We start from the raw sequence: 22,152 nt of genomic DNA, 5'->3' as shown, positions 1-22,152 counted from the left end.
GACCAGAGGAGGTGGTGAGGTTTCCATGCGTCCATACGAAATCATGGTCATTCTTGACCCCACGCTCGACGAACGCACCGTTGCCCCGTCCTTGGAGACGTTCCTCAACGTCGTCCGCAAAGACGGTGGCAGCGTCGACAAGGTGGACATCTGGGGCCGGCGCCGGCTGGCCTACGAAATCGCGAAGCACGCCGAGGGCATCTACGTCGTCATCGACCTGAAGGCCGAGCCCGCGACGGTGTCCGAGCTCGACCGCCAGCTGAGCCTCAACGAGTCGGTCCTGCGCACCAAGGTGATGCGCACCGACAAGCACTGACTGTCCGCCGTCGGCGCCGCTGCGTACGCTCAGCGAGACACTCATGACCAGGGCGGAACGAGGAGGAAACTGTGGCTGGTGACACCACGATCACCGTTGTCGGAAATCTGACCGCGGACCCTGAGCTGCGGTTCACTCCGTCGGGTGCTGCCGTCGCCAATTTCACGGTGGCGTCGACGCCGCGCATCTACGACCGCCAGAGCGGTGAGTGGAAGGACGGCGAGGCGCTGTTCCTGCGGTGCAACATCTGGCGTGAGGCGGCCGAGAACGTCGCCGAAAGCCTCACCCGCGGCTCGCGGGTGATCGTCACCGGCCGGCTCAAGCAGCGCTCCTTCGAGACCCGCGAGGGCGAGAAGCGCACCGTCGTCGAGGTCGAGGTCGACGAGATCGGTCCGTCGCTTCGGTACGCGACCGCCAAGGTCAACAAGGCCAGCCGCAGCGGCGGGGGCGGCGGCGGCTTTGGTGGAGGCGGCGGCGGGGGATCGCGCCAGGCGGCTCCCCAGGCAAGCGGCGGATCGGGTGACGACCCGTGGGGCAGCGCGCCTGCATCGGGCTCCTTCGGCGGCGGCGACGACGAACCGCCGTTCTGACCCGCGAACTTCAAAGACCAGTAGGAAACGAAAGAAAGACAGAAATGGCCAAGTCATCAGGCAAGCGGCGCCCGGCGCCGGAGAAGCCGGTCAAGGCGCGCAAGTGTGTGTTCTGCGCGAAAAAGGGACAGTCGATCGACTACAAGGACACCACGCTCCTGCGCACCTACATCAGCGAACGCGGCAAGATCCGTGCGCGCCGGGTGACCGGGAACTGCGTTCAGCACCAACGCGACATCGCGACCGCGGTGAAGAACGCCCGCGAGGTTGCCCTGCTGCCGTTCACGTCCTCGGCGCGATAACCGCCCAACCGAAAGTACGCAATCATGAAGCTGATATTGACGGCTGACGTCGACCACCTCGGCACCGCCGGTGACGCGGTGGAGGTCAAGGACGGCTATGGCCGTAACTTCCTGCTCCCGCGGGGCCTGGCGATCGTCGCCTCCCGGGGGGCTCAGAAGCAGGTCGAGGACATTCGCCGGGCCCGGGAAACGAAGACGGTCCGCGACCTCGAGCACGCCAACGAAATTAAGGCGCAGATCGAGGCGCTCGGCCCGGTGTCGCTGCCGGTGAAGACCGCGGCCGACTCGGGCAAGCTGTTCGGCTCGGTGACCGCTGGTGACGTCGTCACGGCCATCAAGAAGGCCGGCGGCCCTAACCTGGACCGGCGGATCGTCCGGCTGCCCAAGGCGCACATCAAATCCGTCGGCACCCACCAGGTGTCGGTGCGGTTGCATCCCGAGGTCAATCTCGAGGTGGCTCTGGACGTCGTCGCGGCCAGCTAATCCGCGCGCATTAGCTTGAATCTGGCGGTGGCCTTCGTTGGCCGTCGCCGGATTTCGTTTGCGCAGTGCGCGCTCCCTGTGAGCGGTCGGCGGATGGTCGCGAAAGGCAGCCCTAGCGAACACTTTCCGGTAGGTGTGCGGGCGGACCTCGTTACCCTGCCGTAACGCTGGGAAAATGTGGCCGAAAGCCAACACGCCCGGCGCAGTAACCTGCGGCGACACGCCGTAGAGATTCTTGTCCACACCAAAAGAGTCGCGTTGTATGGCGGCTATCTGCGGGGATATCCAACCGCAGCGATTTGATCCACAGGTTCTCCACACCCCGCTCAACACAGGTGCCGACGGATATGCACACACCATGCACAGGTTCATCAACACTGCCCCTTTCGACGAGGTGCCAGCAACGTTTAACGTCATCCGGACGCAAGGCGTGCGGTTGCTATCGGGCGGAAGTGTCGGCGCCTTGACTTACGCTCTGAATTGCGGTTGTCGAATGTACGTTCGGGTGCGTATGTCAGGGGAGGAGGAGGTCCGTGGCGGTCGTCGATGACTTGGCGCCGGGCATGGAGTCGTCATCGCCCAGTGAGGACTACGGGCGGCAGCCCCCGCAGGACCTTGCGGCGGAGCAGTCGGTGCTGGGCGGCATGCTGCTGAGCAAGGACGCTATCGCCGATGTTCTGGAAAGGCTGCGGCCCGGGGACTTCTATCGTCCCGCGCACCAGAACATCTACGACGCGATCCTCGACCTTTACGGGCGTGGTGAGCCGGCCGACGCGGTGACGGTGGCCGCCGAACTGGACCGCCGTGGGATGTTGCGCCGGATCGGCGGCGCCCCGTATCTGCACACGCTGATTTCGACGGTGCCGACCGCTGCCAACGCGGGCTATTACGCGGGCATCGTCGCGGAGAAGGCGCTGTTGCGCCGGTTGGTGGAGGCCGGGACCCGCGTGGTGCAGTACGGCTACGCGGGCGCCGAGGGCGCCGACGTCGCCGAGATCGTCGACCGCGCGCAGGCCGAGATCTACGACGTCGCGGATCGCAGGACGGCCGAGGACTTCGTCCCCCTCGAGGACCTGCTGCAGCCGACGATGGACGAAATCGACGCGATCGCCTCCAACGGAGGCATTTCGCGCGGCGTGCCAACGGGTTTCACCGAGCTCGACGAGGTGACCAACGGGCTGCACCCCGGGCAGATGATCATCGTGGCGGCCCGGCCGGGCGTGGGCAAATCGACACTAGGTTTAGATTTCATGCGGTCGTGCTCGATCAAGCACCGCATGGCCAGCGTCATCTTCTCGCTGGAGATGAGCAAGTCCGAGATTGTGATGCGGTTGCTGTCGGCCGAGGCGAAGATCAAACTGGCCGACATGCGGTCGGGCCGAATGACCGATGACGACTGGACGCGGTTGGCGCGCCGGATGAGCGAAATCAGCGAGGCGCCACTGTATATCGACGACTCGCCGAACCTCACCATGATGGAGATCCGCGCCAAGGCTCGACGGTTGCGGCAGAAGTCCAACCTCAAGCTGGTGGTGGTCGACTACCTGCAGCTGATGACCTCGGGCAAGAAGCACGAGTCGCGTCAGGTGGAGGTGTCCGAGTTCTCCAGGCACCTGAAGCTGTTGGCCAAGGAGCTCGAGGTGCCGGTGGTCGCGATCAGCCAGCTGAACCGAGGTCCGGAGCAACGCACCGACAAGAAGCCGATGTTGTCCGATCTGCGTGAGTCGGGGTCGCTGGAACAGGATGCCGACATGGTCATTCTGCTGAACCGGCCGGATGCCTTCGAGCGGGACGATCCGCGTGGCGGGGAGGCGGATTTCATTCTCGCCAAACACCGTAACGGCCCGACTAAGACCGTCACCGTGGCGCACCAGCTGCATCTGTCGCGGTTCACCAACATGGCGCGTTAGCAGTCGAAGGTGAGTTGTAGGGATCCCAGATCCCGTGTCGTTTTCCCAATTGAAATGGCGCGCCGAAATGTCGCTTGCGACATGAAAGTGGGAAAGGTCTTGTTCGGTTAGGACAGGAGGGCCGGAGATCGATTTGCGCGAGGTGGCTGTTCCCGAGAGGACTGCTACTGCAGTACTGCGCTTCCATGTCGGCGAGCAGGTGTTCGGTGGTGTTGTGCGTTGTGTCACTGCGATCGGGATGATCATCGGTCGGTGATCGCCGCCGGCCGGCTGGTAGCCGCTGGCCTCTAATCAGGGCGGGGTTTTGCGGTCGATGACCGCCAGGGCGCGTTCGGCCCAACGAATATTTTCTTGCTCGAAGGTGATGCCCCGCAGCAGGGTGAGGTAGGGGCCCACTGCGGCGTCAGCGCACGCCAGGTAGTCGTCTTCGGACCGACCGCCGAGCATCCGCTCCTGCAGGCGTTGCAGGACGGCGAGTTTCTCGGTGGCCCAATGCATCTGCTTGGCGACGGAATCGCGGATCGTCGTCACGTCGCCGGCGTTAAGACCTTGCACCATGACGAGCAGGTCATCGCGGATCGCAATAGGTGTGGGTTGCTCGCGGGTGAAGGCGCGAAACGCGTCGCGGCCAGCCGCCGTGAGGCGGTAGAGCCTTTTGGTGGGTCGGCGACCCTGGGCGACGATGCGGGCTTCGATGAGCCCCTCGGCGTCCATGCGCTCCAGTTCGCGGTAGAGCTGCTGGGGGGCGGCGGTCCAGAAGTTGGCCACCGATCGGTTGAACCGTTTGGCCAAGTCATAGCCGGATGCCTCGCCCTCTAGGAGCGAGGCCAACACCGCATCACGAAGAGCCATCCAGTCATCCTAGCAATCGATAGTCAACAAGTAGATTATTTGATTCTGGACATATCGACCTAACGGCCGTTATTGTCAGGGGCGAATACTCAATTTGATGACTACAAGGGGGTATGCCGCATGCAGCGGTTCCGTCAGGCCGTGGAGGCTCGCGACGAGCAGGCCATTGCCGATCTGCTTGCCGACGATGTGGTGTTCACCAGTCCGGTGGCATTCGCCCCGTATCGGGGTAAGCCGATCACCGCGGCGATCTTGCGCGCGGTGATGCGGGTATTCGAGGATTTTCACTACGTACGGGAGATCACCGATACCGGCGGCCGCGATTCGGCGCTGGTGTTTCAGGCTGTCATCGGCGGCAAGCAGATCACCGGATGCGACTTCCTGCACGTCAACGATGACGGCTTCATCGACGACTTCACGGTGATGGTGCGGCCGCTGTCCGCGGCCAATGCTGTCTCGGCAGCCATGGCCGCCCAGTTCGACCGCATTCAACGCGAAGCTGCCGCCGAGACAGCCTTCCTGACCGCCGACAACTGAGCGACCGGCCCGACCGTGGTCGGCATAGCCGACCGCACTAGACCGACACGCCCTCGCAGATTAGGAACACCACATGGCCTTCGTATTGGACTTGACCGAAGAACAGCTCGACGTGCAGAAGTGGGTGCACGGCTTTGCCGCCGACGTGCTCCGCCCGGCCGCCGCGGAATGGGACGGACGCGAAGAACTGCCCTGGCCCATCGTCCACGAGGCCGCCCAGGTCGGCCTGTACAGCTGGGAAGCGCTCAACCAGTTTTTCGTCGACCCGAGCGGGTTGCTGATGTGCCTGGTCGCTGAGGAACTGTTCTGGGGGGACGCCGGGGCGGCGATGGTGATCTTCGGAACCAACCTCGCCCTGGGTGGGTTGTTGTCTGCCGGTACCCCCGAACAGTTCGCCGAATGGGGTCCTCAATGCGTCGGTGACGCGAGCAATCCCAAGTTGGGTGCGTTCTGCGTATCCGAACCCGACGCCGGCTCTGATGTGTCCAATCTGCGCACCCGGGCCCGCTACGACGAAGCCGCCGACGAATGGGTGCTCAACGGGCAGAAAGCCTGGATCACCAACGGAGGTACCGCCGCGGTGCACGTCGTGGTCGCCTCGGTCGATCCCGACCTCAAATCCCGCGGGCAGGCGACGTTCGTCATTCCGGAGGGAACACCGGGATTGGTGGGCAACCGCAAGATCGCCAAGCTGGGTCTGCGCGCCTCCCACACTGCAGATGTGTTCCTCGATGACGTGCGGGTGCCCGGCCGCTGCCTGCTGGGCGGCAAGGATCGCCTCGACGAACGCCTGGCCCGCGCCCGGGAAGGCACCCGCACCGGCACCCAGAACGCGATGGCCACCTTCGAGTACACCCGCCCGATCGTGGGCGCCCAAGCCCTGGGCATCGCCCGGGCCGCCTACGAATACGCCCTGGACTACGCCAAAGTCCGCCGCGCCTTTGGCCGGCCGATCATCGACAACCAGGCCATCGCGTTCGCCCTGGCTGACATGCGCACCGAGATCGATGCCGCCCGGCTGTTGGTGTGGCGGGCGGCGTGGATGGCCGCCAATGGCAAGACCTTTGAAGCTGGCGAGGGGTCGATGTCGAAGCTCAAGGCCAGCGAGGTCGCGGTGTGGGTCACCGAACGGGCGGTGCAAATTCTCGGCGGTGCCGGCTATAGCCGTGAGCATCCCGTGGAGCGTTGGTACCGGGACGCCAAGATCTACACGATTTTCGAAGGGACTTCCGAAATCCAGCGGCTGGTCATCTCCCGCGCTATCTCCGGCACCAGAATCCGCTGAGCGTTAGTTAACGGCCGAATCCTTGGGGTGTTGTGGACGCCTTCTGTGGCGCTGCTTGTCATCGCGATCGTGGCGTTTGGTGTCAACCGGATTCGAGAGAAGTCGCCTCCGATCAGTTATCCGCCGAATGTGCACGCCGCGATGCTCCCCATCGACGTGGTCAACATCGGGCCAGAACGACCATTTGGATCGGACTCATCTTCGACATGGCGATCGCCCGGCTGTTCCTGGTCGTGCCGCTGGCTCGGCGGCTCGGCCCTGGCTTTGGTGGCCATAACAGCTGCCCACCCGCCCACGCGCCCGAGGTCGTGGCCAAGGCCGCCGCCGCCATCTCCTCAGCGATCGCGGGTTGCGCCAACCGTTTTGCGGTGCAGCAGTGTTGGGGTTGTGGGCCCGGAACCCTAGGCCAGGGCGTCGAGATGGCCCAGCGCATCCGAGGTGGAACCGAGGCGCTGCGGGTCGATGAAGAAGTCTGGCGCGAAGCTGGTCTGACCTTGGACGTGGCTGTAGGGCGTGAGGTCGACGATGCCTTCTTCGGCGAGGATGTCTTCGACGATGGCGGTGTTGCCGGTGTAGTCCGCGCCGCGGCGCAGCATGATCAACGCGGCGTCGGCGACGATCGCCGGTGTACGGGATTGCGCGACGCCGTCGTTTCCGCCGAGCAGGTTTTGGACTGCGGCAGTGGCGATCGCGGTCAGGGGCCATAGGCAGTTTGCAGTGATGCCGTGGTGGCGCTCCGTTTGCGCGACGCCGAGGGTGACGATCGACATGCCGTATTTGGACACCGTGTAGGCCGAGGGCCCGAACCAGACCGGATCGAGGTTGATCGGCGGAGACAGGGTCAGCACGCGCGCATGGTCGGAGGCCCGCAGGTGTGGCAGGCACGCCTGGGTGACGACAAAGGTGCCGCGCACGTTGACCGACTGGATCAAATCGAAGCGTTTGATGTCGAGAGCGGCGATGTCGGCGAGGTTGAGCGCGCTGGCGTTATTGATGCATAAATCGATACCGCCGAAGGTGTCCACCGCGCGCTCAACCGCGACACGAACCCTGTCTTCGTCGCGGATATCACCCACGATCGGCAGAACACGCCCGCCGAGGGCACGCAACTCCTCGGCGGCGTCATGGATGGTGCCTGGCAGCTTCGGATTCGGGACGTCGGTCTTGGCCACCAACACGATGTTGGCGCCGGCGGCGACGAGCTTGCGGGCGATCTCCAGCCCGATGCCCCGGCTACCGCCGCTAATGAAGGCTGTACGACCGGATAGAACGTCGGGCACGCCGACTCACCTCCTGCGAAGTCATGCCCCACACCGGCGGGGCGGGCGATCTCGGCCACCGTAACTATCGCGGACCGTATAGTCAACAAAGCGACTATTAATAAATTCGAGTGAACACGCGGTGCAGTGGTTGTGCATCTGCGACCGACCCTGTCTACCGCGTCGCGGCACGGCGGTTCGCCTGCGCGCTGCCGCGACCCATCGGCACGGAAACCGGAAAGGCCCACCGATCGTTGTCGGCCGACGCTGCGAGGAGCAGCGGTGCGATCAATCCATGCGTAGGACGAGTTTGCCTGTGAGGTCTGCTGATCCGAGTCGGCGGTGGGCGTCGGCGGCTTGGTCCAGGCGGTACTGGCCCGCGATGAGCGGGTCGATTACACCTTTGGTGAGTAGGTCGAGGAGGTGGTTGAGGTCGGCGTTGAACCAGTCCGGGCGCTGCTCGGCGAGTCTTTCGACGCGGTATCCGGCGATTGTGCGTGTCTGCTGCATGAGGGTCATGGCGGTGACGATTGGTTGGCGTAGTGCGGCGGGGACGGCTTTCGACAGTCGGCGTCGCCCGTTGACAGTGGCGGCGGAGAAGCCGTAGCCGACGAGTATTCCTGCGCCGGTGAGTGCGCGCAGTGACCGGCGCCAACTGTCGCCGCCGACGGGGTCGAAGGCGGCGTTGGCGCCGCCGGCGGCCTTGACGATGGAAACGAAGTCCTCTGTTCTGTAGTCAATCGGATGGGCGTCCAGGGATGTCACGATGTCGTGCTTGGGTCTGGAGGCGGTGGCGTATACCTCGATGCCGGTGCCGCGAAGCAGTTGAAGCATCGCGGTACCGACTCCGCCCGCACCGCCGTGGACGAGCACGCGGTCACCGGCCCGACAGCGTGCCACACGGTGCAGCATCTGCCAGGCGGTCGTGTAATTGAGCACCACAGCAACAACTTTGGCGGGATCGAGATCAGATGCGTGTGGGACTGCCGACCACGTCGGGACGGTGATCATTTCGCTGTAGCCGCCGGCACCGCCGGTCCAGGCGGCGACATGCTGGCCCAGGAGGTCGGTGGGGGCGTCGGGGCCGACGGCGTCGATGATCCCGGCCACGTCGTATCCGGGCACCATCGGCGGTCGGGGATCGCGGCGAATGCCCTCCCGTAGAAGGACGTCGCCGAATGCGACCCCCGCTGCGTGCACGCGCACGCGGACCTGATCACCGATAGGTGCGGGGGTCGGCACTTCTTCGATTGTGAGGACGTCCGGTCCACCGGTGCGCCGAACGGTGATCTGCTTGTGTGTTGATCGGGTCATGTGGCGTCGTGTTTCTTGCTTGTGGTTGTGGCGTCCCGCGCGGCTGAGGACGTGGCACGCTTCGTTCTTGGTTTGCGCTCGGTCACTTCGGGTTGAAGGTCGCGGGCGTGCAGTGGTTCACCGCAGCAGTTGCAGGTCACTACTGGTGTGGTGAGTTCTCCGCAGACGGTGTGACGCAGTGCGCGGATGGTGGGTTGGTCGTCGAGATGTTCTTCGGCCCATTGGGCTAGTGCCAACATCGCGGGAACGACCTCGCGCGCGTGTTCGGCGAGGTGGTACTCGTACCAGTCTGGCTCGACGCGATAGCGCTGCTTGACGATGATGCCGGCGTCGGCGAGCGCAGTGAGTCGTGCGGTGAGGATGTTGGGTGCGATACCGAGTGCGCGCTGAAGTTGTCCGAAACGCCTAGTACCGAAGAAGATCTCGCGTGCGATCAGATAGTTCCAGCGTTCGCCGAGCAGGGCGATCGCGGCGGCTCCGGGATTGTCGTCGGAGGGGGGACGGTGTTCGGGCATGGTGGGCAAGGTTAGTAGACACCGCCGAGTTTGCCGTGACCCCAACTGATGATGCGGGTGGGCTGAAATCGCCGGCCGACGCGCTTTGCGGCTTGCTTGGCCACGAATTCCCGTACGCCGTCCGGCGCGGATTCGGCGGTGCGACCTTTGGCGTAGCGCACTGTCAACGCCAATCCGATGGCCGCCAACCGCTCGATGTCGTCGATGATTTCGACGTCGCATTCCATGCTGACGCCCCGCAGTTCCGCGTAGCTGAGGCCGGACTCGACTTGCACCGTGGCCTGTGGCACCGACTGCAGATTGCGGACCTTTTGGGATGCGGCGAAGGCCCAGCAGTCAAGACGCGTCGGAGTGTGGGGCACGTACCACAGCGGGAGCAGGCGGGGGCGTCCCGCACGGCTCAGGGTGGCGCAGGTGAGCGTCTGATGGGTGGTCAAGTATGTGTCGACTTCCCCGTCTGTCATAAGGATTTGGTTGCGACGGGAAGGCATCGATGACCCCTTTGGGTCTTGCGCAGTCGCGCCGCCGTCCACTAGCCTACTGCAAGTACTTGCACACTGCAATTACGACTTATGGTCGAGACCACTGCATCTCATCTGCCGGCCAATCTGTTGACGGCGTTGTTGGATTCCGCGCGAGTGCGCCCCGAGCGCAACGTCTTTCAAAATTGATGCCGGTTCTACTCACTCCCGCGGGTGAATGAAAACCCCTTCCGCTGAAACCGTTACGCCATCGCTATCGCTGAGCTGTCCAGCGGCAAAGGTCTTGACCCCTTCGACGCGGTCTACCCAGGCCTCGACACGGAGGGGCGTTCGTAGCGGGGTTGGCAGGGCACGATGGACAATCCGGTGGAAACCTGCCCTGAATGCGTTCGCGATCACCTTCGCCGACCGCTTCCCGGCAGCCGAAACCTACTAATAAAAACCGCCGGAAACACCGTTAACGAGATAATCCCCGTTTTTCGCCCACTCGTGATCTCGCTGAACAACGGTGGGAGCATGAGAACCGACCACTGCGTTGTGGGGGAAGCGTTATGGCGACTCTTGATCTATCGGGGTGGTATCGCGGCAAACATCGAGGGTCGATCACGATAACCGACCTGCTTAATGATCGTTGGGATTCTGATCATGCCGAAAGCCCCGGCATATGAACCCCGTCCTGTTAGCGACCGAAATAGCCTTCGAGGCAACGCAATCCATCGACGCCCTCGGGTGACCACACTCGGCTTGGCGCCGTGCATCACGGTGACGAAATGAAGCCTATCCCCGTTGACCACCAAGACTGGCGCCCCGGCAGCCCTGCGCGCGGTCGTCGCAGTGGACACGAAGGTGAGAATTCGCGAGGTGGACATCAAGTGAGAACGTCGCGAAAGGCGCAGCTTGAGCGCTGGATATGGACACGAAACTTGAGAAGCGACATGACTAGCAGCCGGATGGGTTTCTGGTCGAGCCCGCGGTCACGGCACCGGTATTTCGATATCAGTGTTTTCAAGATTGAGACGTGGCGGTCTCAGCGCGGGAGCGGTTGCCGCGAATCTCGTCGTGGTGATCGGCGGCCCAGCCGATCAGCTGCTTGACGATGTCGTTGAGGCCCTGGCCGAGCGGGGCAAGGGTGTACTCCACGCGTGGTGGGACTTCGGCGTAGGCGGTCCGGGTGATCAGACCGTCTTGCAGGAGTTGGCGCAAGGTGTGTGTGAGCATGCGCTGGGAGATGCCAGGGATTTGGCGTTGTAGATCGGTGTAGCGCAGCGCGCCGTCCCGCAGGACGGCGATGATTAACATGCTCCACTTGTCGCCGACTCGGTCGAGTACCTGACGGATGAATGCCATGTGGTCGGCCGGGATTCTCGCGCAAGGGCCCGCTGCAGCCGCCATTGCTGTTGCGGCACCGTTCTGCATAGCAGCCATTCCTCTCCGTTACACACACCGATGTGCCTTTTGTATCGCTCGTGATTCTGCCGCATCATGGCGTTACGCACAAATCATATGAATTGGGGTCAGGCGGCATGAAGGTCGAAGTTTGGTCCGAGATCATCTGCCCGTGGTGCGGCCTAGGGAGCCACCGGCTCGACCGGGCAGTGGAACGGTTCGAGCACAGCGACCAGGTCAAGGTGGTTCACCGCTCATTCCCGCTGAGCAGTGGCTTCCCCGAGGACCGCACGCTCAGTGTCCGCGAGGCGTTTATGGCCAAGTACGGTGCTATCCCCGAGCAAACCGGTGCGCTGGACATCGAGGGCATGGCCGCAGCTGAGGGCCTGGCTCCCTACCGGGTTCTGGGCAACCGGGTCGGCAACACCGACCTTGCCCACGAGTTCCTGGCCCACGCCTCTGCGTTGGGCAAGAACCGCGAAGGCTGGGACACGCTCTTCCGGGCCTACTTCGGTACGGCCGAGCCGATTTTTGCCCTCGATGACCTGCTCGGATTCTCCGACAAGCTTGGTCTGGAGCGTGAGCAGACCCGTGAAGTGCTCACCGAACGCCGCTACCGCCAGCAAGTCCAAGACGATGCCCGCGGCGCCCAGTCCCTGGGAGCCGCCGGCGTCCCGTTCATCCTCATCGACGGCCGCTACACCGTACCGGGTGCACAGAGCAGCGACGCCCTACTCGGGCTACTACGGACGGCGTGGAACGAGGCCCACCCGGTCACCGCGGTAGTCCCCAGCGGCGACGCGCCAACCTGCGGTCCTGACGACTGCGCCGTCTCGCCTCGTCCATGAACCACCGCCGCACGCGAAGCCATACAACCGCAGTTTCAAAAGGAGCCCGCCATGTCGTACCTGCTTCCTCTATCGCCCTGGGCCGCCAGGTGCTGCCTGATGCGCCCGACGAGGTGATCCCATGACCAACCTGCTCGTTCTCGGTGGGAGCGGCCGAACCGGAATCCACGTACTCAACGGCGCCGTTAGCCGCGGCCACCGCGTCCGCGCACTGGTGCGCAACCCCGACGCCGTCCAGGTCCCGCCCGGTGTCGAGCTCGTCGAGGGCACGCCCACGAACATCGACGACCTGCGCAAGGCCGCCCAGGGCACCGAGGCCGTGATCAGCGTCCTCAACAACGCCCGAACGTCCGACAGCCCGTGGGCCAAACCCATCAGTCCGCCGTTGTTCATGACCGATGCCGCCCGCGACACGCTGACAGTGATGGGCGAGCAAGGCATCCGCCGGATCGTGCTGGCGTCCACCCAGGGGGCCGGAGACGACTGGAACCGGCTCAACCCGGTAATCAAGGCTGTGATCAAGCTGTCCAATCTCAAGATCGGCTTCGCCGACCACGACGCTCTCGACCACCTCATCCATGCCTCCGACGCGGATTGGACGCTCGCCCGTGCTGTCGCGCTGAGCGATAAACCGGCCGCAGGTCCACTGCAGGCGGCTGAGCCCGGCACCGCTAAGCCGGGGCGCCGGGTCAACCGTGCCGACTTTGCAGGGTTCCTCCTCGATGCCGTTGAACAAGGCACCTGGATCCGGCAGACGCCCTTGGTATGGAACACCAAAGCCTGACCGCGTCCCAACACCGTTCGAGATGACGTCATACCGTTCGACATGACGTCGAATCTCACTCAGACCGAGTTGGGCAAGGCCCTCGGGCTTGGACAAAACTCCGCGCATGACTCAGCTTGACCGACTAGAGGTCAGGGGCCTGGTCGTGCGTCGCAGCGATCCCCGCGCGCGAATACCAGAGATCACCTGGCGTGGACGCACTCTCCGGGAGAACGTCGCCAGCGCGTGGACCGACGTCGAAGTCGCCACCCCCAGCGGGTTCGACAAAGCCCATGTTCAGCTCCTCCGCCGGATGCTCTTCGAGATCATCGGCAACGCCGAACACCCAGGATCGTGCCTCTGACGGCCCGGTTACGGGTGGGACGGTCCTCACGCAAGCGGATGCGGGGGGACATACTCGGACGGCAACGCCGCAAGCAGCGCCAGGGCGGTCTCGTCGGCTCCCAACCGGCTCCAGATCTGCATGCCCACCGGGAGGCCGGATCGGCCGAGTCCCGTAGGTACGACCCCGATCGGAACGCCCGCCATACTCGAAAGCGTCGACAGCGCCGGCGATCCGGTATTTGTCAGCGTCTTCGGTGCGGAGGATGTTGCCGCGGGGAGTATCAGCGCGTCGACCCGATCGAAAAGGCTGTCCACTCGCGCTCGGAACTCTGCTACCGCCTTCTCGGCTTCGCGTTGCTGGGTCGCGGTGGTATCGCGTCCCCGCTGGAGAATCTCAACGGTTTCGGGTCCCAGCTTGTCGACTAGATGAGGTGCCAACAGGCGCCGATGTAATTGATAGATTTCCGGGGCCAATACGCCGTAGTACGCATCGAACGTCTTGGATGCCAACAGTTCTGGAATTCGTACGGTCTCGACCGAGTGACCGGCTTCCCGGAGCTGTCGGACGTACGTCTTGAACGCTTCCAGAACATCGTCGTCAACGCCGACCAAATCACGCATGTCGACGACGCCGAGGGTAGATCCGGAAATATCACCGGCTACTCGGAAGTGTCCCGCAACTTCTGCCAGCTTTATCAGGCTCATCGCATCGCGGGCGAAGAACCCGGTGTGATCGAATGAGTCGCTAATGCGCGTCATCCCGGTGACGTCGACGCGGTCATAGCCTGCTTTGTATGCGAATAATCCGCAGTAACTGGCGGGTCTGACTATCGAGCCATTCGTCTGGCTCCCGATCGCCGCGGACACCATGTTGGCCGCGACGGCGGCCGCGGAGCCGCTCGACGATCCTCCGGGTGTGCAGTTCAGATCATGCGGGTTTCGAGTCAGAGTTGGTTCATACCAACAGAGCTCGGTCGACCTCGTCATCCCGGTGATGACCGCGCCGGCGTCGCGCAATAACCGTATGAGTGCGGCGTCATCCTCTGGCGCGTCGCGCGGGAGCATGTCGAAAACCGCACGATTCCCGTTGCCCGGGGCGCGCCCGCTCAGGACGAAGATGTCCTTGACCCCGACCGTCATGCCCCGCAGCGGTTCGTCACCCGCTCCCGAAGCCGTCTCGTCGAGAAGCTCGGCTCGTGCACGAGCATCGTCGGCGAAGACCTCTTCGAATGCCTGGATGTGTTCGTCCGACTCGCGAATCTGTGCTAGCGACGCCGAAACCGACGTCCGGATGCTGGTGGAGCTCATCGTGATGCGCTACTCACTGTGGTGGCGGGTTGCGGAACTTCCTTATTCGGTTCACGCAGGCTTGCGGTAATCAGGAAACAGATTACGGCCGCTGCCGCGAGGAACAGGAATCCGGCGGTATACGTCCCGGTGACCGCGATCGTCCAACCAATGACGATGGGCGAAATGAAACCCGCCAGCTGTCCCGCAAAGTTGATGAGTCCCGCGCCCGCGCCCATGAGTGAACTCGGGACGAGTTGCATGGGGAGTGACCAGAACGGCCCGTACATCGCGGGTAGGAAGAACCCAACGCCGATCAGGCATGCGATCGCGGCGCCCGGGCTTTTCGCGAAAGCCAACAAGGTCAGGAAGGTGGCGTTGCCGATCAGGCAGATCATGATGACGGTGCGACGTTTCGCGATTCGGTCAGCGGCGTAGCCTGCGCCGAGCATTCCAAGGATGCCAACGGCAAACGGGAGAGAGGCCAACAGGCCGGTCTTTTCCAGGGAGAAGGCGCGCCCGGAATACAGGTACGACGGCACCCAGGAGATGAATCCCCACCAAGTGATGTCCCAGGTTCCCCAGATGAGGAACAGCTTACCGATCACCGGATTCATCAGGGCTTTCCGCATTGAGATCGGCGCGGCTGCGGTTGCGGATGTTTCGTTCTGCGCGCCGTCGTTGGTCTCGGATCGTTTCGTCGTAGCCGGAAGGTACTTCATACAGATGAAGGCAGCGAAGATGCCCGGTACAGCGAGACACCAGAATGCGGGGCGCCACCCGATTGATGCAATGAACGGCGCCAAGACGATCGGTGCCAGGGCCGGTCCGAAGAGATTCGATGTGAGCATCAAGGCGTTAGCCCGGGCTCGGTTCGTTTCATCCACCGTCATGGAAAGGACTTTCCACGACGCGGGAGAAAATGCACCCTCGGTCAAACCGAACAGTATCCTCACCGTGATCAGCGTCAGAATGCTGCCGGCCGCGCCAGTGAGGGCACAGAATATCGACCAACCGAGGACGGCTCCGAATGCGACCCGGCGGGGTCCAACCCTGTCGGCGAGAACGCCGCCGGGAATCTGCACCGCCGCGTACCCGATGAAGAAGGCGCTGCTGACAAAGCCTTTGAGTGCCGGAGACAGGCCGAAGTCGCGGCCGATGAACGGAAGAGCGGTCGCGATCAGCGACCTGTCGAAATAGGAAATCAGCCATGTCGCGAATAGAACAGCGATGATGGTCCATCGTGATCGTGTCAACGTTATCCACCTACTCGAGAAGTTGAAGGATTCAAGCCGGAATTCGTCGAACGTGCCATGGAACATGCACACTGGGTGCCCTGCGGCGCGAGCTCACAGCTGCGGGAGCGGTCGGCGCGCGGCGCCGGCGAGTTCGCCGGCGGTGATGCGCGCAAGAAGTTCGGTGACCATTGCCACCCCGTTGCACAGGTCCGGGTCGGCGGTGTACTCCAATTCGCTGTGTGAGATTCCGCCGGCGCTCGGGACGAACAGCATCACTGTTGGGACCAGGTCTTTCATATTGGTCGAGTCGTGGCCCGCTCTGGTGCGGATGTCCATGTGACTCAGGCCGAGATCTTCGGCAGTTCGACGGGCGAGTTCGACGCCTTCAGGTTGGTAGTAGTTCGCCGACCAGCTATGTGAGCGTCGTTTCTCGATCTTGACGTTGGCCTTGACCTCGATAGCTGCGCACCGTTGTCGCAGAGCTTCCTCCGCCTCGCCAAGGATCGGATCATCGGACGTGCGCAGGTCAAGATGAAGGTGAACTCTCCCGGCAACCGCGTTGGGGGAGTTCGGGAATACGCTCAACTGAGCGCACGAGCTGTGCACCTGCCCGGGGAACAGGTCGGCGATCTCACGCACCGCGGCGACGACGAGCGCTGCGCCGTAAAGCGCGTCCTGGCGGTCTCCCATGTCAGTCGCGCCGGTATGGGATTGTGCGCCGAGAACTTCGACCTCATACTTGTTCGCCGCCCAGGTGGAGGTGACCAGGCCGATATCTGTCGCTTCTTTTTCGAGTGCCTTGCCCTGTTCGATGTGGATCTCGACATACGCCGCGGCGGTTAGGCTCTCGGAGCCGACGGGGTTAGACCCGAGCTCACCGATGCCGGCCATCGCGTCCCGCACCGTGACGCCCGCGAGATCGGTTGTGCTCAGCGCGTTTTCGAGGCCTAGCTTTCCGGTGAAGACGGCGCTGCCCATCATGCTCGGCTGAAATCGCGACCCCTCTTCGTTGAACCAATCCACGACGGCGATGTTCACAGCGGCTGGAGCGCCGCTGCGCCGGTAGCGGTTGCGGACTCGGTCGGCGGCGTGCGCGGCGGCGAGCACTCCGTAGGCGCCGTCAAACTTCCCGCCTCGTGGCTGGCTGTCGAGATGAGAGCCGACCAGCACGTAGGGAGCGCCGGCCGTCAACTCCAGCAATCCGAACAGGTTGCCGATACGGTCTCGTTCGACTCGAAAGCCGCGGTCGCCTAGCCAGCTGGCAAGCCATTTACGCGCCTGTCCGTACTCGAGGGTCGCAGCCTGTCGGTCCACACCGCCCGCGTCGGTAGCGCCAAAGGCGGACATTGCCCTGAAATCGTCGAGGAAAGCGCTGTCCTGCCCCTGAGATGTCGACAACCCCATGGCGCGCTCGATATCGGTGCCCGAAGCCAACTGTTACTCACTTCCTGTGCTGATAGCCCGGTCAAGGTGCCAAGCGGCACAGGCTGTTTGGGGCGATGGCCGTGCGTCGGCTACGGGGAAAGGTAGTGTGCGGCGCGCCTTCTTTTCGAGAGCGTGGAGCACCTAGTTATCGGCATCCGGGTGTGCATATGCACACCCGGATGGATTTCGTCGTGGCCACCTGCTGTGCTGTCACGGGAAGACGGACTCAGGGCCCGGCGACACCGATATCCGTTGGAAACCCCGGACAAACCGCGTTAACACCGGTTGATCAACTTGTTACAGTCTGCGCTTCGGCGGCCTCGAGTGCCGGGCCTGGTGATCAGGATCGCCGGGGCACAAGCACTCGACAAGGGCTGATGTCATCACAACGCAACTAGATTTGACTCATGAAAAGTGTCGATCGCATCCGCGTGACGACGACGGCACGCTGGCTGGAACTCCTCGAAGAGCTTCATGGGTGGCGCGACGAACTTGCGGATCGTTTCATGCAGGAGATCCAGGGAGGACAGCTGTACTACGAGGGATTGGTCGAACGCCAGGAGCTGCGCGAGTCATCCAAGGATGCGTTCGACTTTCTCCTCTCTGAGTTGCGTCGCTATGCCGCTGCCGGTTCGGCCCGACCACTCGTCGCTTCCGAAGCTGACTTCCCACACCGGCTTGGTGCGCGACGCGCCCGCCAAGGGGTCGAAGCCCAGAAGCTCAATGCAGCGATCCATCTCGACTTCGGCCTGTTGTGGTCGCACTTGTTGTGGCTTGCTAATCAAGGCGACGCCCTGACTTTGGCGGTCCACGTTCAGCACGTGTGGACGGCGGTCGACTCTTTCGCCGGCCGTATTCACAGCGCCTTCATGGACGAACGCGTCCGCATGGCGGAAGAGAAGTCGATCAGCAAACAATCCTTCGTGGCGCTGTTGCTTTCGGACGACCCCCAGCCGGTTGAACTTACGAATCGGGCCAGCACTGCATTGTCGATCCCCGTGGACGCTGGACTGTGGGCGGCGGCGGCTCCGATCACTCAGGACGACTCACTACGGTCGTTTGCAGAACAACTGCGCAGGCAAGGGCGCCAGGCCTACAGCCACGCGAGGGGCGCCTGCACGGTAGTGTTCTGGCCCGCATCCGCGGCGGATAGCACTGCCCTTCTGGGCGTGCCGGACGGATGGCGACGCAGTGCCGACGCGCAGGCGCTCGCCCACGTTTCATGCGGAATCGCACCGCTTCATCTGGGCTTGCAAGGCGTTCGTCACGCCGCGAACGTAGCCTGCGAGATCGCGCTGGCCTTACCGCCCAAGTTCACGGGCCCCGCGGCGATGTCCGACGTCTGGACGCTCATGGCCGGCGCAAGCCTTCGAACTCGAATGCCTCAGTTTGTCGACAGCGTGCAACAAAGCGTCGACGCTCTGAGCGAGACTGAAAGGCACCACCTGCTGACGACGGTGCGGACTTTTTCCCGCACCGGGGATATCGCACGCACTTCGGTAATACTGTTCTGCCACCGCAACACCGTCATGAAGCGGCTGCGGCGGTTCAAAGAAATCACCGGATTAGACATGTCGGTGCCCGAGGATGCGGCGCAAGCGCTCATCGCCTTGGCGGACAGGTCGCCGTGACGTGCACCCAAGCACAAAAGCAGTGCTAAGCCAGAATCCTCACCCGTGGTCGTTCATGGTGGTGGACACGCCTTCGCCAGCGTAAGATACCGGTAGTGATGCTACGAACGTCCTCCTCATGATGCCGACGCTCAGCGCCGACGTGGCTCGGTCGGGAGCGTCCACGCGGGAGGCGTACGAACGCAAGATCGCTGCGCTGGCCGGCCGGGTCGCCGAGGTGCTCGATGCCGCCAGTGAGACCGCGGACCGGCTCATTTCGCCTGGTAAGCGACGCAAATGACCGGAGGGGACTGGGTGCTTCCGGGTGCTTGGAAAGCCCTGGCGGCGGGCCCGATACTTGCAGTGGTCTTGACATGTGTTGCACCGGCAGGCAATTCGACCGCCGCGCCGGACGATGAGGCCGCGCCCACACAGCGGCAGCGCGAGATCGTCGGCGCTTTTGCGACGGCCGTCGTGCACGACGACCATGCGGGTATCGCCGCAAACGCCACCCCGGACATCGTCTGGACCATCCCGGGCTCGAGCGTGGTGTCCGGCCGGGCGACCGGAATCGATGGCGTGACCCGACTGGCCGACACGCTGGCCCAGTACGGGCTGCGCATCACGCCGAAGGCGTTCGCTTTCGGCCAGGACACCGTCGCAGTGACCCTGCACGACAGCGGTGAGCACGAGGGCAAGCGGCTCGAACAGGATGTGGTCAACGTGCTGACCATCCGTGGCGACAAGATCTCTGAGGTCACGGCGCATTTGACCGACATCGGTTCATTCGACGCGTACTTCTCCTAATCGCGGTGCACCTGGCCGGGCAACCCCTCTAGGTCTCCCGAAGCGGCACCGGACGGACGCACGACCACGTCGTTGAAGTAGCACCGCAGCTGGGGCTAGCTATAGCATAGGCATCGTTATATAGTGATCGTTATTCTAACGACTTAACGGGAGGCACTACACATGGCAAGCAAGCAGGCGGTCGAGTTCGCCGAGTTCCTGGCCGAGATCGGCAGGCGATCCTCGAACCCCAACTTCGAACTGGAAACCATCCGCGACGTCACCGAGAACATCCATCTGGCGACCAAGGAGCCCGAAGGGGTCACCTATGCCGAGGTGGACGCCGGCGGGGTCGAGGCATTGTGGTGCATTCCCGTCGACAGTGACCCGGAATCGGTGCTGCTGCATACACATATGGGTGGCAGCGTGTTGATGTCGATGCACTCCGACCGGAAAGCGGCCGCGCATATCGCGAAGGCAGCCGGCGCGCGCTCGCTGGTACTGAACTTTCGGCGTTCCCCCGAGCACAAGTACCCCGCCCAGGTCGAGGACGCGGACAGTGCCTACCGCTGGCTGCTCGATCAGGGATACCGGCCCGAGAAGATCGGTAGCGTCGGCCACTCCATCGGCGGCTATCTCGCCGTCGAACTTGCGCTGCGACTGCGTGATCGCGGCGAGGCGTTACCCGGCGCCGTGTTGTCGATCTCGCCATGGACCGACGTCACGCTGTCGGGTGAATCCATCGAAACGAACGCTGGGCGGGACAAGTTGCTCACGCCGGGATTGCTCGAGCTCTTCCGGTCGTGCTGGCTGGACGGGACCGGCGTGGAATTCGTCGATCCGCGGGTGCACCTGCTCGGGGCTGACTTGTCGGGATTACCTCCCACGGCGGTGTACTACGGCGAGTATGAACTGCTCGCGTCGGACGCCGTCGCTTTCTCCCAAAAGGCAACGGAGGCCGGCAACGACATCGTGGTGCGACGGGTCGACGAGGGGCAGCACTCTTTCATCATGGGGGCGGGCCGCGTTGACGAGGTCGACCGCGCGATCGCCGAAATGGGCCGCTGGCTGCGCTCGACGCTCGGCGTCCACACCGCGGCGGTCTAGCATCATGCAACCATTCGAACTGACGATCGCCGGCGCGGCGCAGCAGATCCAAGCCGGGGCGCTGTCGCCGGTCGAACTGACCGAATCGGTTCTGGCCCGCATCGACGCGACCAACCCGCAGATCAACGCCTTCAGCAACGTCCTCGCCGAACAAGCCGCAGACGCGGCGGTGCTGGCGGAACGCGAGATCGCGGGCGGCCGATACCGCGGGCCCCTGCACGGAATCCCGATCGGGGTCAAGGAGATTTACGACATGGCGGGCGTACGGAGCACCTCCAGCTCGCGCGTCCGGGCGGACTACGTACCTGATCGGGACAGCGCGGTCGTGGCGAAGCTGCGGGGGGCCGGAGCGGTCGTGATGGGGCGCACTCACTCTCACGAATTCGCGTACGGGGTGGTCACTCCCCAGACGCGCAACCCTTGGTCGCTTGATCACATCGCGGGAGGGTCCAGCGGCGGCTCGGCGGCGGCCGTGACCGTCGGGGCGTGCTTCCTCGGGCTGGGCAGCGACACCGCCGGCTCGATCCGCATTCCCGCGGCGCTATGCGGCACGGTGGGGCTGAAACCGACGTACGGTCGGGTGTCTCGTACTGGCGTGACGCCGTTTTCGTGGTCGCTGGATCACGCCGGACCGCTGACGCGCACCGTCGAGGATGCGGCGTTGGCGATGAACGCGATGGCCGGGTACGACCCAACCGACCCGGGTTCGACCGACGTCCCGGTGCCGGACTTTTCGGCCGGCTTAGGACGCGAGGTGGACGGGACGACGGCCGGCATTCCGGTGAATTTCTTCACCGAGCGCGTTGACCCGGAGGTGAGCGCGGCGGTCGACGCGGCGTGCGCGCGGCTCGCGGATTTGGGAGTGCGGCTGCGAGAAGTCCGGCTGCCCTCGACCGACGAGCTGATGGCCACCGAATTCGGCATCCTGCGGCCCGAGGCCGCCGCGTATCACCGGCAGATGCTGCACGAGCACGGAGACCTCTACGGCGACGACGTGCGCGAGGCATTGCAGGCCGGAAGCTCGGCATTGGCGATCGATTATCTTGACGCGCAGGGCAAGCGGGCCGTCATCCGGCAGCGATGGCGGGACCTGTTCGACGACATCGACGTCCTGATTGCTCCGACGGTGCCGGTCGCGGCGATGGAGGCTGGCAGGCCGCAGGTGACTTGGCCCGACGGGACCACTGAGGGGCCGGTCGAGGCGTACATCCGGTTTAGCGCACCTGCGAATCTCACCGGCCTGCCCGCGTTGACGGTACCGTGCGGGTTCACCAGCGCCGGTTTGCCTATCGGGCTGCAAATCATCGGCCGTTCCTTCGACGAGACGACTGTGTTGCGGGTCGGCCACGCCTACCAATCGGCGGCCGATCGGCAATCTTGGCCGCCGCTGTTCGACCCGCGGGCAGTGGCAGCGGACACCGCGGGCGCCTGCCGTTGATGTTTGCTTCGAGTGGCACGAACGGATATCGGCGCCGATTGGGCGGCTCGACCTGACGTCAACAGGTGGCAACG

At 63.8% G+C, this 22,152-nt stretch carries 24 protein-coding genes and 2 pseudogenes; 16 read left to right on the top strand and 10 right to left on the bottom strand.

What is annotated here, in order from left to right:
• Positions 1 to 25 precede the first annotated feature (25 nt).
• The 5 genes from rpsF to dnaB all read left to right on the top strand — a co-directional run bounded on the left by rpsF (position 26) and on the right by dnaB (position 3,601).
• A complete protein-coding gene (gene rpsF, locus SKC42_RS18190; RefSeq protein ID WP_068070741.1) occupies positions 26 to 316 on the top strand; it encodes a 30S ribosomal protein S6 in 291 nt (96 codons plus the stop codon).
• Positions 317 to 387: 71 nt separating this feature from the next.
• Positions 388 to 906: a single-stranded DNA-binding protein gene (locus SKC42_RS18185; protein ID WP_330965662.1), complete on the top strand. Its 519-nt coding sequence runs from the start codon at positions 388 to 390 to the stop codon at positions 904 to 906.
• Between the two features lie 44 nt (positions 907 to 950).
• Positions 951 to 1,208 (top strand): 30S ribosomal protein S18, encoded by a 258-nt coding sequence (gene rpsR, locus SKC42_RS18180; RefSeq protein WP_085256564.1) that lies wholly within the window; start codon positions 951 to 953, stop codon positions 1,206 to 1,208.
• A gap of 24 nt (positions 1,209 to 1,232) precedes the next feature.
• On the top strand, positions 1,233 to 1,691 hold the full coding sequence (gene rplI, locus SKC42_RS18175) for a 50S ribosomal protein L9 (RefSeq protein ID WP_330965661.1): 459 nt from the start codon (positions 1,233 to 1,235) through the stop codon (positions 1,689 to 1,691).
• Positions 1,692 to 2,224: 533 nt separating this feature from the next.
• Positions 2,225 to 3,601: a replicative DNA helicase gene (gene dnaB, locus SKC42_RS18170; protein WP_330965660.1), complete on the top strand. Its 1,377-nt coding sequence runs from the start codon at positions 2,225 to 2,227 to the stop codon at positions 3,599 to 3,601.
• A 291-nt stretch (positions 3,602 to 3,892) separates the two neighbouring features.
• Here dnaB and SKC42_RS18165 read toward each other — a convergent pair whose 3' ends face one another.
• Positions 3,893 to 4,453 (bottom strand): PadR family transcriptional regulator, encoded by a 561-nt coding sequence (locus SKC42_RS18165; protein ID WP_330965659.1) that lies wholly within the window; start codon positions 4,451 to 4,453, stop codon positions 3,893 to 3,895.
• A 120-nt stretch (positions 4,454 to 4,573) separates the two neighbouring features.
• On the opposite strand from SKC42_RS18165, the gene SKC42_RS18160 reads away from it, so the two are divergent.
• Both SKC42_RS18160 and SKC42_RS18155 read left to right on the top strand, forming a co-directional pair.
• A complete protein-coding gene (locus SKC42_RS18160; protein ID WP_330965658.1) occupies positions 4,574 to 4,990 on the top strand; it encodes a nuclear transport factor 2 family protein in 417 nt (138 codons plus the stop codon).
• A gap of 73 nt (positions 4,991 to 5,063) precedes the next feature.
• Positions 5,064 to 6,275 carry an acyl-CoA dehydrogenase family protein gene (locus SKC42_RS18155; RefSeq protein ID WP_330965657.1) on the top strand — a complete coding sequence of 404 codons (1,212 nt, stop codon included), beginning with the start codon at positions 5,064 to 5,066 and terminating at the stop codon, positions 6,273 to 6,275.
• A 401-nt stretch (positions 6,276 to 6,676) separates the two neighbouring features.
• On the opposite strand, the gene SKC42_RS18150 is transcribed toward SKC42_RS18155, so the two are convergent.
• The 5 genes and pseudogenes from SKC42_RS18150 to SKC42_RS18130 all read right to left on the bottom strand — a co-directional run.
• The gene (locus SKC42_RS18150; RefSeq protein WP_330965656.1) at positions 6,677 to 7,555 is read right to left on the bottom strand and encodes an SDR family oxidoreductase; all 879 of its coding nucleotides are present in this window, start codon (positions 7,553 to 7,555) and stop codon (positions 6,677 to 6,679) included.
• 267 nt (positions 7,556 to 7,822) lie between these two features.
• On the bottom strand, positions 7,823 to 8,848 hold the full coding sequence (locus SKC42_RS18145) for a zinc-binding dehydrogenase (protein WP_330965655.1): 1,026 nt from the start codon (positions 8,846 to 8,848) through the stop codon (positions 7,823 to 7,825).
• Positions 8,845 to 9,363: a winged helix-turn-helix transcriptional regulator gene (locus tag SKC42_RS18140; protein ID WP_330965654.1), complete on the bottom strand. Its 519-nt coding sequence runs from the start codon at positions 9,361 to 9,363 to the stop codon at positions 8,845 to 8,847. The genes SKC42_RS18145 and SKC42_RS18140 overlap by 4 nt, the downstream gene beginning before the upstream one ends.
• Positions 9,364 to 9,374: 11 nt before the next feature.
• Complete coding sequence (locus SKC42_RS18135; protein ID WP_330965653.1) at positions 9,375 to 9,827, bottom strand: pyridoxamine 5'-phosphate oxidase family protein; 453 nt, start codon at positions 9,825 to 9,827, stop codon at positions 9,375 to 9,377.
• A 219-nt stretch (positions 9,828 to 10,046) separates the two neighbouring features.
• Positions 10,047 to 10,190 (bottom strand): annotated as a pseudogene (locus SKC42_RS18130) (PaaI family thioesterase); the annotation flags it as partial.
• On the opposite strand from SKC42_RS18130, the pseudogene SKC42_RS27795 reads away from it, so the two are divergent.
• Positions 10,180 to 10,281: pseudogene (locus SKC42_RS27795) on the top strand (hypothetical protein); the annotation flags it as partial. The pseudogenes SKC42_RS18130 and SKC42_RS27795 overlap by 11 nt on opposite strands.
• A 569-nt stretch (positions 10,282 to 10,850) precedes the next feature.
• On the opposite strand, the gene SKC42_RS18125 reads toward SKC42_RS27795, so the two are convergent.
• Positions 10,851 to 11,237 (bottom strand): winged helix-turn-helix transcriptional regulator, encoded by a 387-nt coding sequence (locus SKC42_RS18125; RefSeq protein WP_442932186.1) that lies wholly within the window; start codon positions 11,235 to 11,237, stop codon positions 10,851 to 10,853.
• Between the two features lie 131 nt (positions 11,238 to 11,368).
• Between SKC42_RS18125 and SKC42_RS18120 the strand changes: the two genes are divergently transcribed.
• The 3 genes from SKC42_RS18120 (at position 11,369) to SKC42_RS18110 (ending at position 13,206) form a co-directional block, all read left to right on the top strand.
• Positions 11,369 to 12,079, top strand: a complete 711-nt coding sequence (locus tag SKC42_RS18120) for a DsbA family oxidoreductase (RefSeq protein ID WP_330965651.1) — start codon at positions 11,369 to 11,371, stop codon at positions 12,077 to 12,079.
• Positions 12,080 to 12,200: 121 nt separating this feature from the next.
• Positions 12,201 to 12,863 (top strand): NAD(P)-dependent oxidoreductase, encoded by a 663-nt coding sequence (locus SKC42_RS18115; RefSeq protein ID WP_330965650.1) that lies wholly within the window; start codon positions 12,201 to 12,203, stop codon positions 12,861 to 12,863.
• Positions 12,864 to 12,969: 106 nt separating this feature from the next.
• On the top strand, positions 12,970 to 13,206 hold the full coding sequence (locus SKC42_RS18110; protein ID WP_330965649.1) for a hypothetical protein: 237 nt from the start codon (positions 12,970 to 12,972) through the stop codon (positions 13,204 to 13,206).
• A 26-nt stretch (positions 13,207 to 13,232) separates the two neighbouring features.
• Here SKC42_RS18110 and SKC42_RS18105 read toward each other — a convergent pair whose 3' ends face one another.
• From SKC42_RS18105 to SKC42_RS18095, 3 genes are read right to left on the bottom strand one after another with little or no spacing between them, the layout of a single operon-like run.
• A complete protein-coding gene (locus SKC42_RS18105) occupies positions 13,233 to 14,495 on the bottom strand; it encodes an amidase (protein ID WP_330965648.1) in 1,263 nt (420 codons plus the stop codon).
• The gene (locus SKC42_RS18100) at positions 14,492 to 15,796 is read right to left on the bottom strand and encodes an MFS transporter (protein ID WP_330965647.1); all 1,305 of its coding nucleotides are present in this window, start codon (positions 15,794 to 15,796) and stop codon (positions 14,492 to 14,494) included. The genes SKC42_RS18105 and SKC42_RS18100 overlap by 4 nt, the downstream gene beginning before the upstream one ends.
• 27 nt (positions 15,797 to 15,823) lie before the next feature.
• Positions 15,824 to 17,116 (bottom strand): M20 family metallo-hydrolase, encoded by a 1,293-nt coding sequence (locus tag SKC42_RS18095; protein ID WP_330965703.1) that lies wholly within the window; start codon positions 17,114 to 17,116, stop codon positions 15,824 to 15,826.
• A gap of 428 nt (positions 17,117 to 17,544) precedes the next feature.
• On the opposite strand from SKC42_RS18095, the gene SKC42_RS18090 reads away from it, so the two are divergent.
• From SKC42_RS18090 to SKC42_RS18070, 5 genes are all read left to right on the top strand, one after another.
• Complete coding sequence (locus SKC42_RS18090; protein WP_330965646.1) at positions 17,545 to 18,768, top strand: PucR family transcriptional regulator; 1,224 nt, start codon at positions 17,545 to 17,547, stop codon at positions 18,766 to 18,768.
• A gap of 118 nt (positions 18,769 to 18,886) precedes the next feature.
• Positions 18,887 to 19,048, top strand: coding sequence for a hypothetical protein (locus tag SKC42_RS18085; protein WP_330965645.1), 162 nt, complete (start codon positions 18,887 to 18,889; stop codon positions 19,046 to 19,048).
• A 68-nt stretch (positions 19,049 to 19,116) separates the two neighbouring features.
• Positions 19,117 to 19,554, top strand: a complete 438-nt coding sequence (locus tag SKC42_RS18080; RefSeq protein ID WP_330965644.1) for a nuclear transport factor 2 family protein — start codon at positions 19,117 to 19,119, stop codon at positions 19,552 to 19,554.
• 162 nt (positions 19,555 to 19,716) lie between these two features.
• Positions 19,717 to 20,640: an alpha/beta hydrolase gene (locus SKC42_RS18075; protein WP_330965643.1), complete on the top strand. Its 924-nt coding sequence runs from the start codon at positions 19,717 to 19,719 to the stop codon at positions 20,638 to 20,640.
• A 4-nt stretch (positions 20,641 to 20,644) separates the two neighbouring features.
• Positions 20,645 to 22,078 carry an amidase gene (locus tag SKC42_RS18070; RefSeq protein ID WP_330965642.1) on the top strand — a complete coding sequence of 478 codons (1,434 nt, stop codon included), beginning with the start codon at positions 20,645 to 20,647 and terminating at the stop codon, positions 22,076 to 22,078.
• The last annotated feature ends 74 nt before the right edge of the window (positions 22,079 to 22,152 follow it).

It is taken from the genome of Mycobacterium sp. 050134 (assembly GCF_036409085.1).
Taxonomy (GTDB): domain Bacteria; phylum Actinomycetota; class Actinomycetes; order Mycobacteriales; family Mycobacteriaceae; genus Mycobacterium.
The sequence above is the reverse complement of the archived record's forward strand: the minus strand, read 5'-3'. Positions and strand labels throughout refer to the sequence as shown.

Bases quoted from the DNA above. Each gene is read 5' to 3' on its own strand.
- SKC42_RS18085 (WP_330965645.1), top strand. From the start codon at position 18,887: ATGATGCCGACGCTCAGCGCCGACGTGGCTCGGTCGGGAGCGTCCACG.
- SKC42_RS18100 (WP_330965647.1), bottom strand. From the start codon at position 15,796: ATGTTCCATGGCACGTTCGACGAATTCCGGCTTGAATCCTTCAACTTC.
- rpsF (WP_068070741.1), top strand. From the start codon at position 26: ATGCGTCCATACGAAATCATGGTCATTCTTGACCCCACGCTCGACGAA.
- SKC42_RS18140 (WP_330965654.1), bottom strand. From the start codon at position 9,363: ATGCCCGAACACCGTCCCCCCTCCGACGACAATCCCGGAGCCGCCGCG.
- SKC42_RS18115 (WP_330965650.1), top strand. From the start codon at position 12,201: ATGACCAACCTGCTCGTTCTCGGTGGGAGCGGCCGAACCGGAATCCAC.
- SKC42_RS18075 (WP_330965643.1), top strand. From the start codon at position 19,717: ATGGCAAGCAAGCAGGCGGTCGAGTTCGCCGAGTTCCTGGCCGAGATC.
- SKC42_RS18125 (WP_442932186.1), bottom strand. From the start codon at position 11,237: ATGGCGGCTGCAGCGGGCCCTTGCGCGAGAATCCCGGCCGACCACATG.
- SKC42_RS18155 (WP_330965657.1), top strand. From the start codon at position 5,064: ATGGCCTTCGTATTGGACTTGACCGAAGAACAGCTCGACGTGCAGAAG.
- SKC42_RS18105 (WP_330965648.1), bottom strand. From the start codon at position 14,495: ATGAGCTCCACCAGCATCCGGACGTCGGTTTCGGCGTCGCTAGCACAG.
- SKC42_RS18120 (WP_330965651.1), top strand. From the start codon at position 11,369: ATGAAGGTCGAAGTTTGGTCCGAGATCATCTGCCCGTGGTGCGGCCTA.
- SKC42_RS18135 (WP_330965653.1), bottom strand. From the start codon at position 9,827: ATGACAGACGGGGAAGTCGACACATACTTGACCACCCATCAGACGCTC.
- SKC42_RS18090 (WP_330965646.1), top strand. From the start codon at position 17,545: ATGAAAAGTGTCGATCGCATCCGCGTGACGACGACGGCACGCTGGCTG.
- SKC42_RS18070 (WP_330965642.1), top strand. From the start codon at position 20,645: ATGCAACCATTCGAACTGACGATCGCCGGCGCGGCGCAGCAGATCCAA.
- SKC42_RS18145 (WP_330965655.1), bottom strand. From the start codon at position 8,848: ATGACCCGATCAACACACAAGCAGATCACCGTTCGGCGCACCGGTGGA.
- SKC42_RS18095 (WP_330965703.1), bottom strand. From the start codon at position 17,116: ATGGGGTTGTCGACATCTCAGGGGCAGGACAGCGCTTTCCTCGACGAT.
- SKC42_RS18110 (WP_330965649.1), top strand. From the start codon at position 12,970: ATGACTCAGCTTGACCGACTAGAGGTCAGGGGCCTGGTCGTGCGTCGC.
- rpsR (WP_085256564.1), top strand. From the start codon at position 951: ATGGCCAAGTCATCAGGCAAGCGGCGCCCGGCGCCGGAGAAGCCGGTC.
- SKC42_RS18165 (WP_330965659.1), bottom strand. From the start codon at position 4,453: ATGGCTCTTCGTGATGCGGTGTTGGCCTCGCTCCTAGAGGGCGAGGCA.
- SKC42_RS18160 (WP_330965658.1), top strand. From the start codon at position 4,574: ATGCAGCGGTTCCGTCAGGCCGTGGAGGCTCGCGACGAGCAGGCCATT.
- rplI (WP_330965661.1), top strand. From the start codon at position 1,233: ATGAAGCTGATATTGACGGCTGACGTCGACCACCTCGGCACCGCCGGT.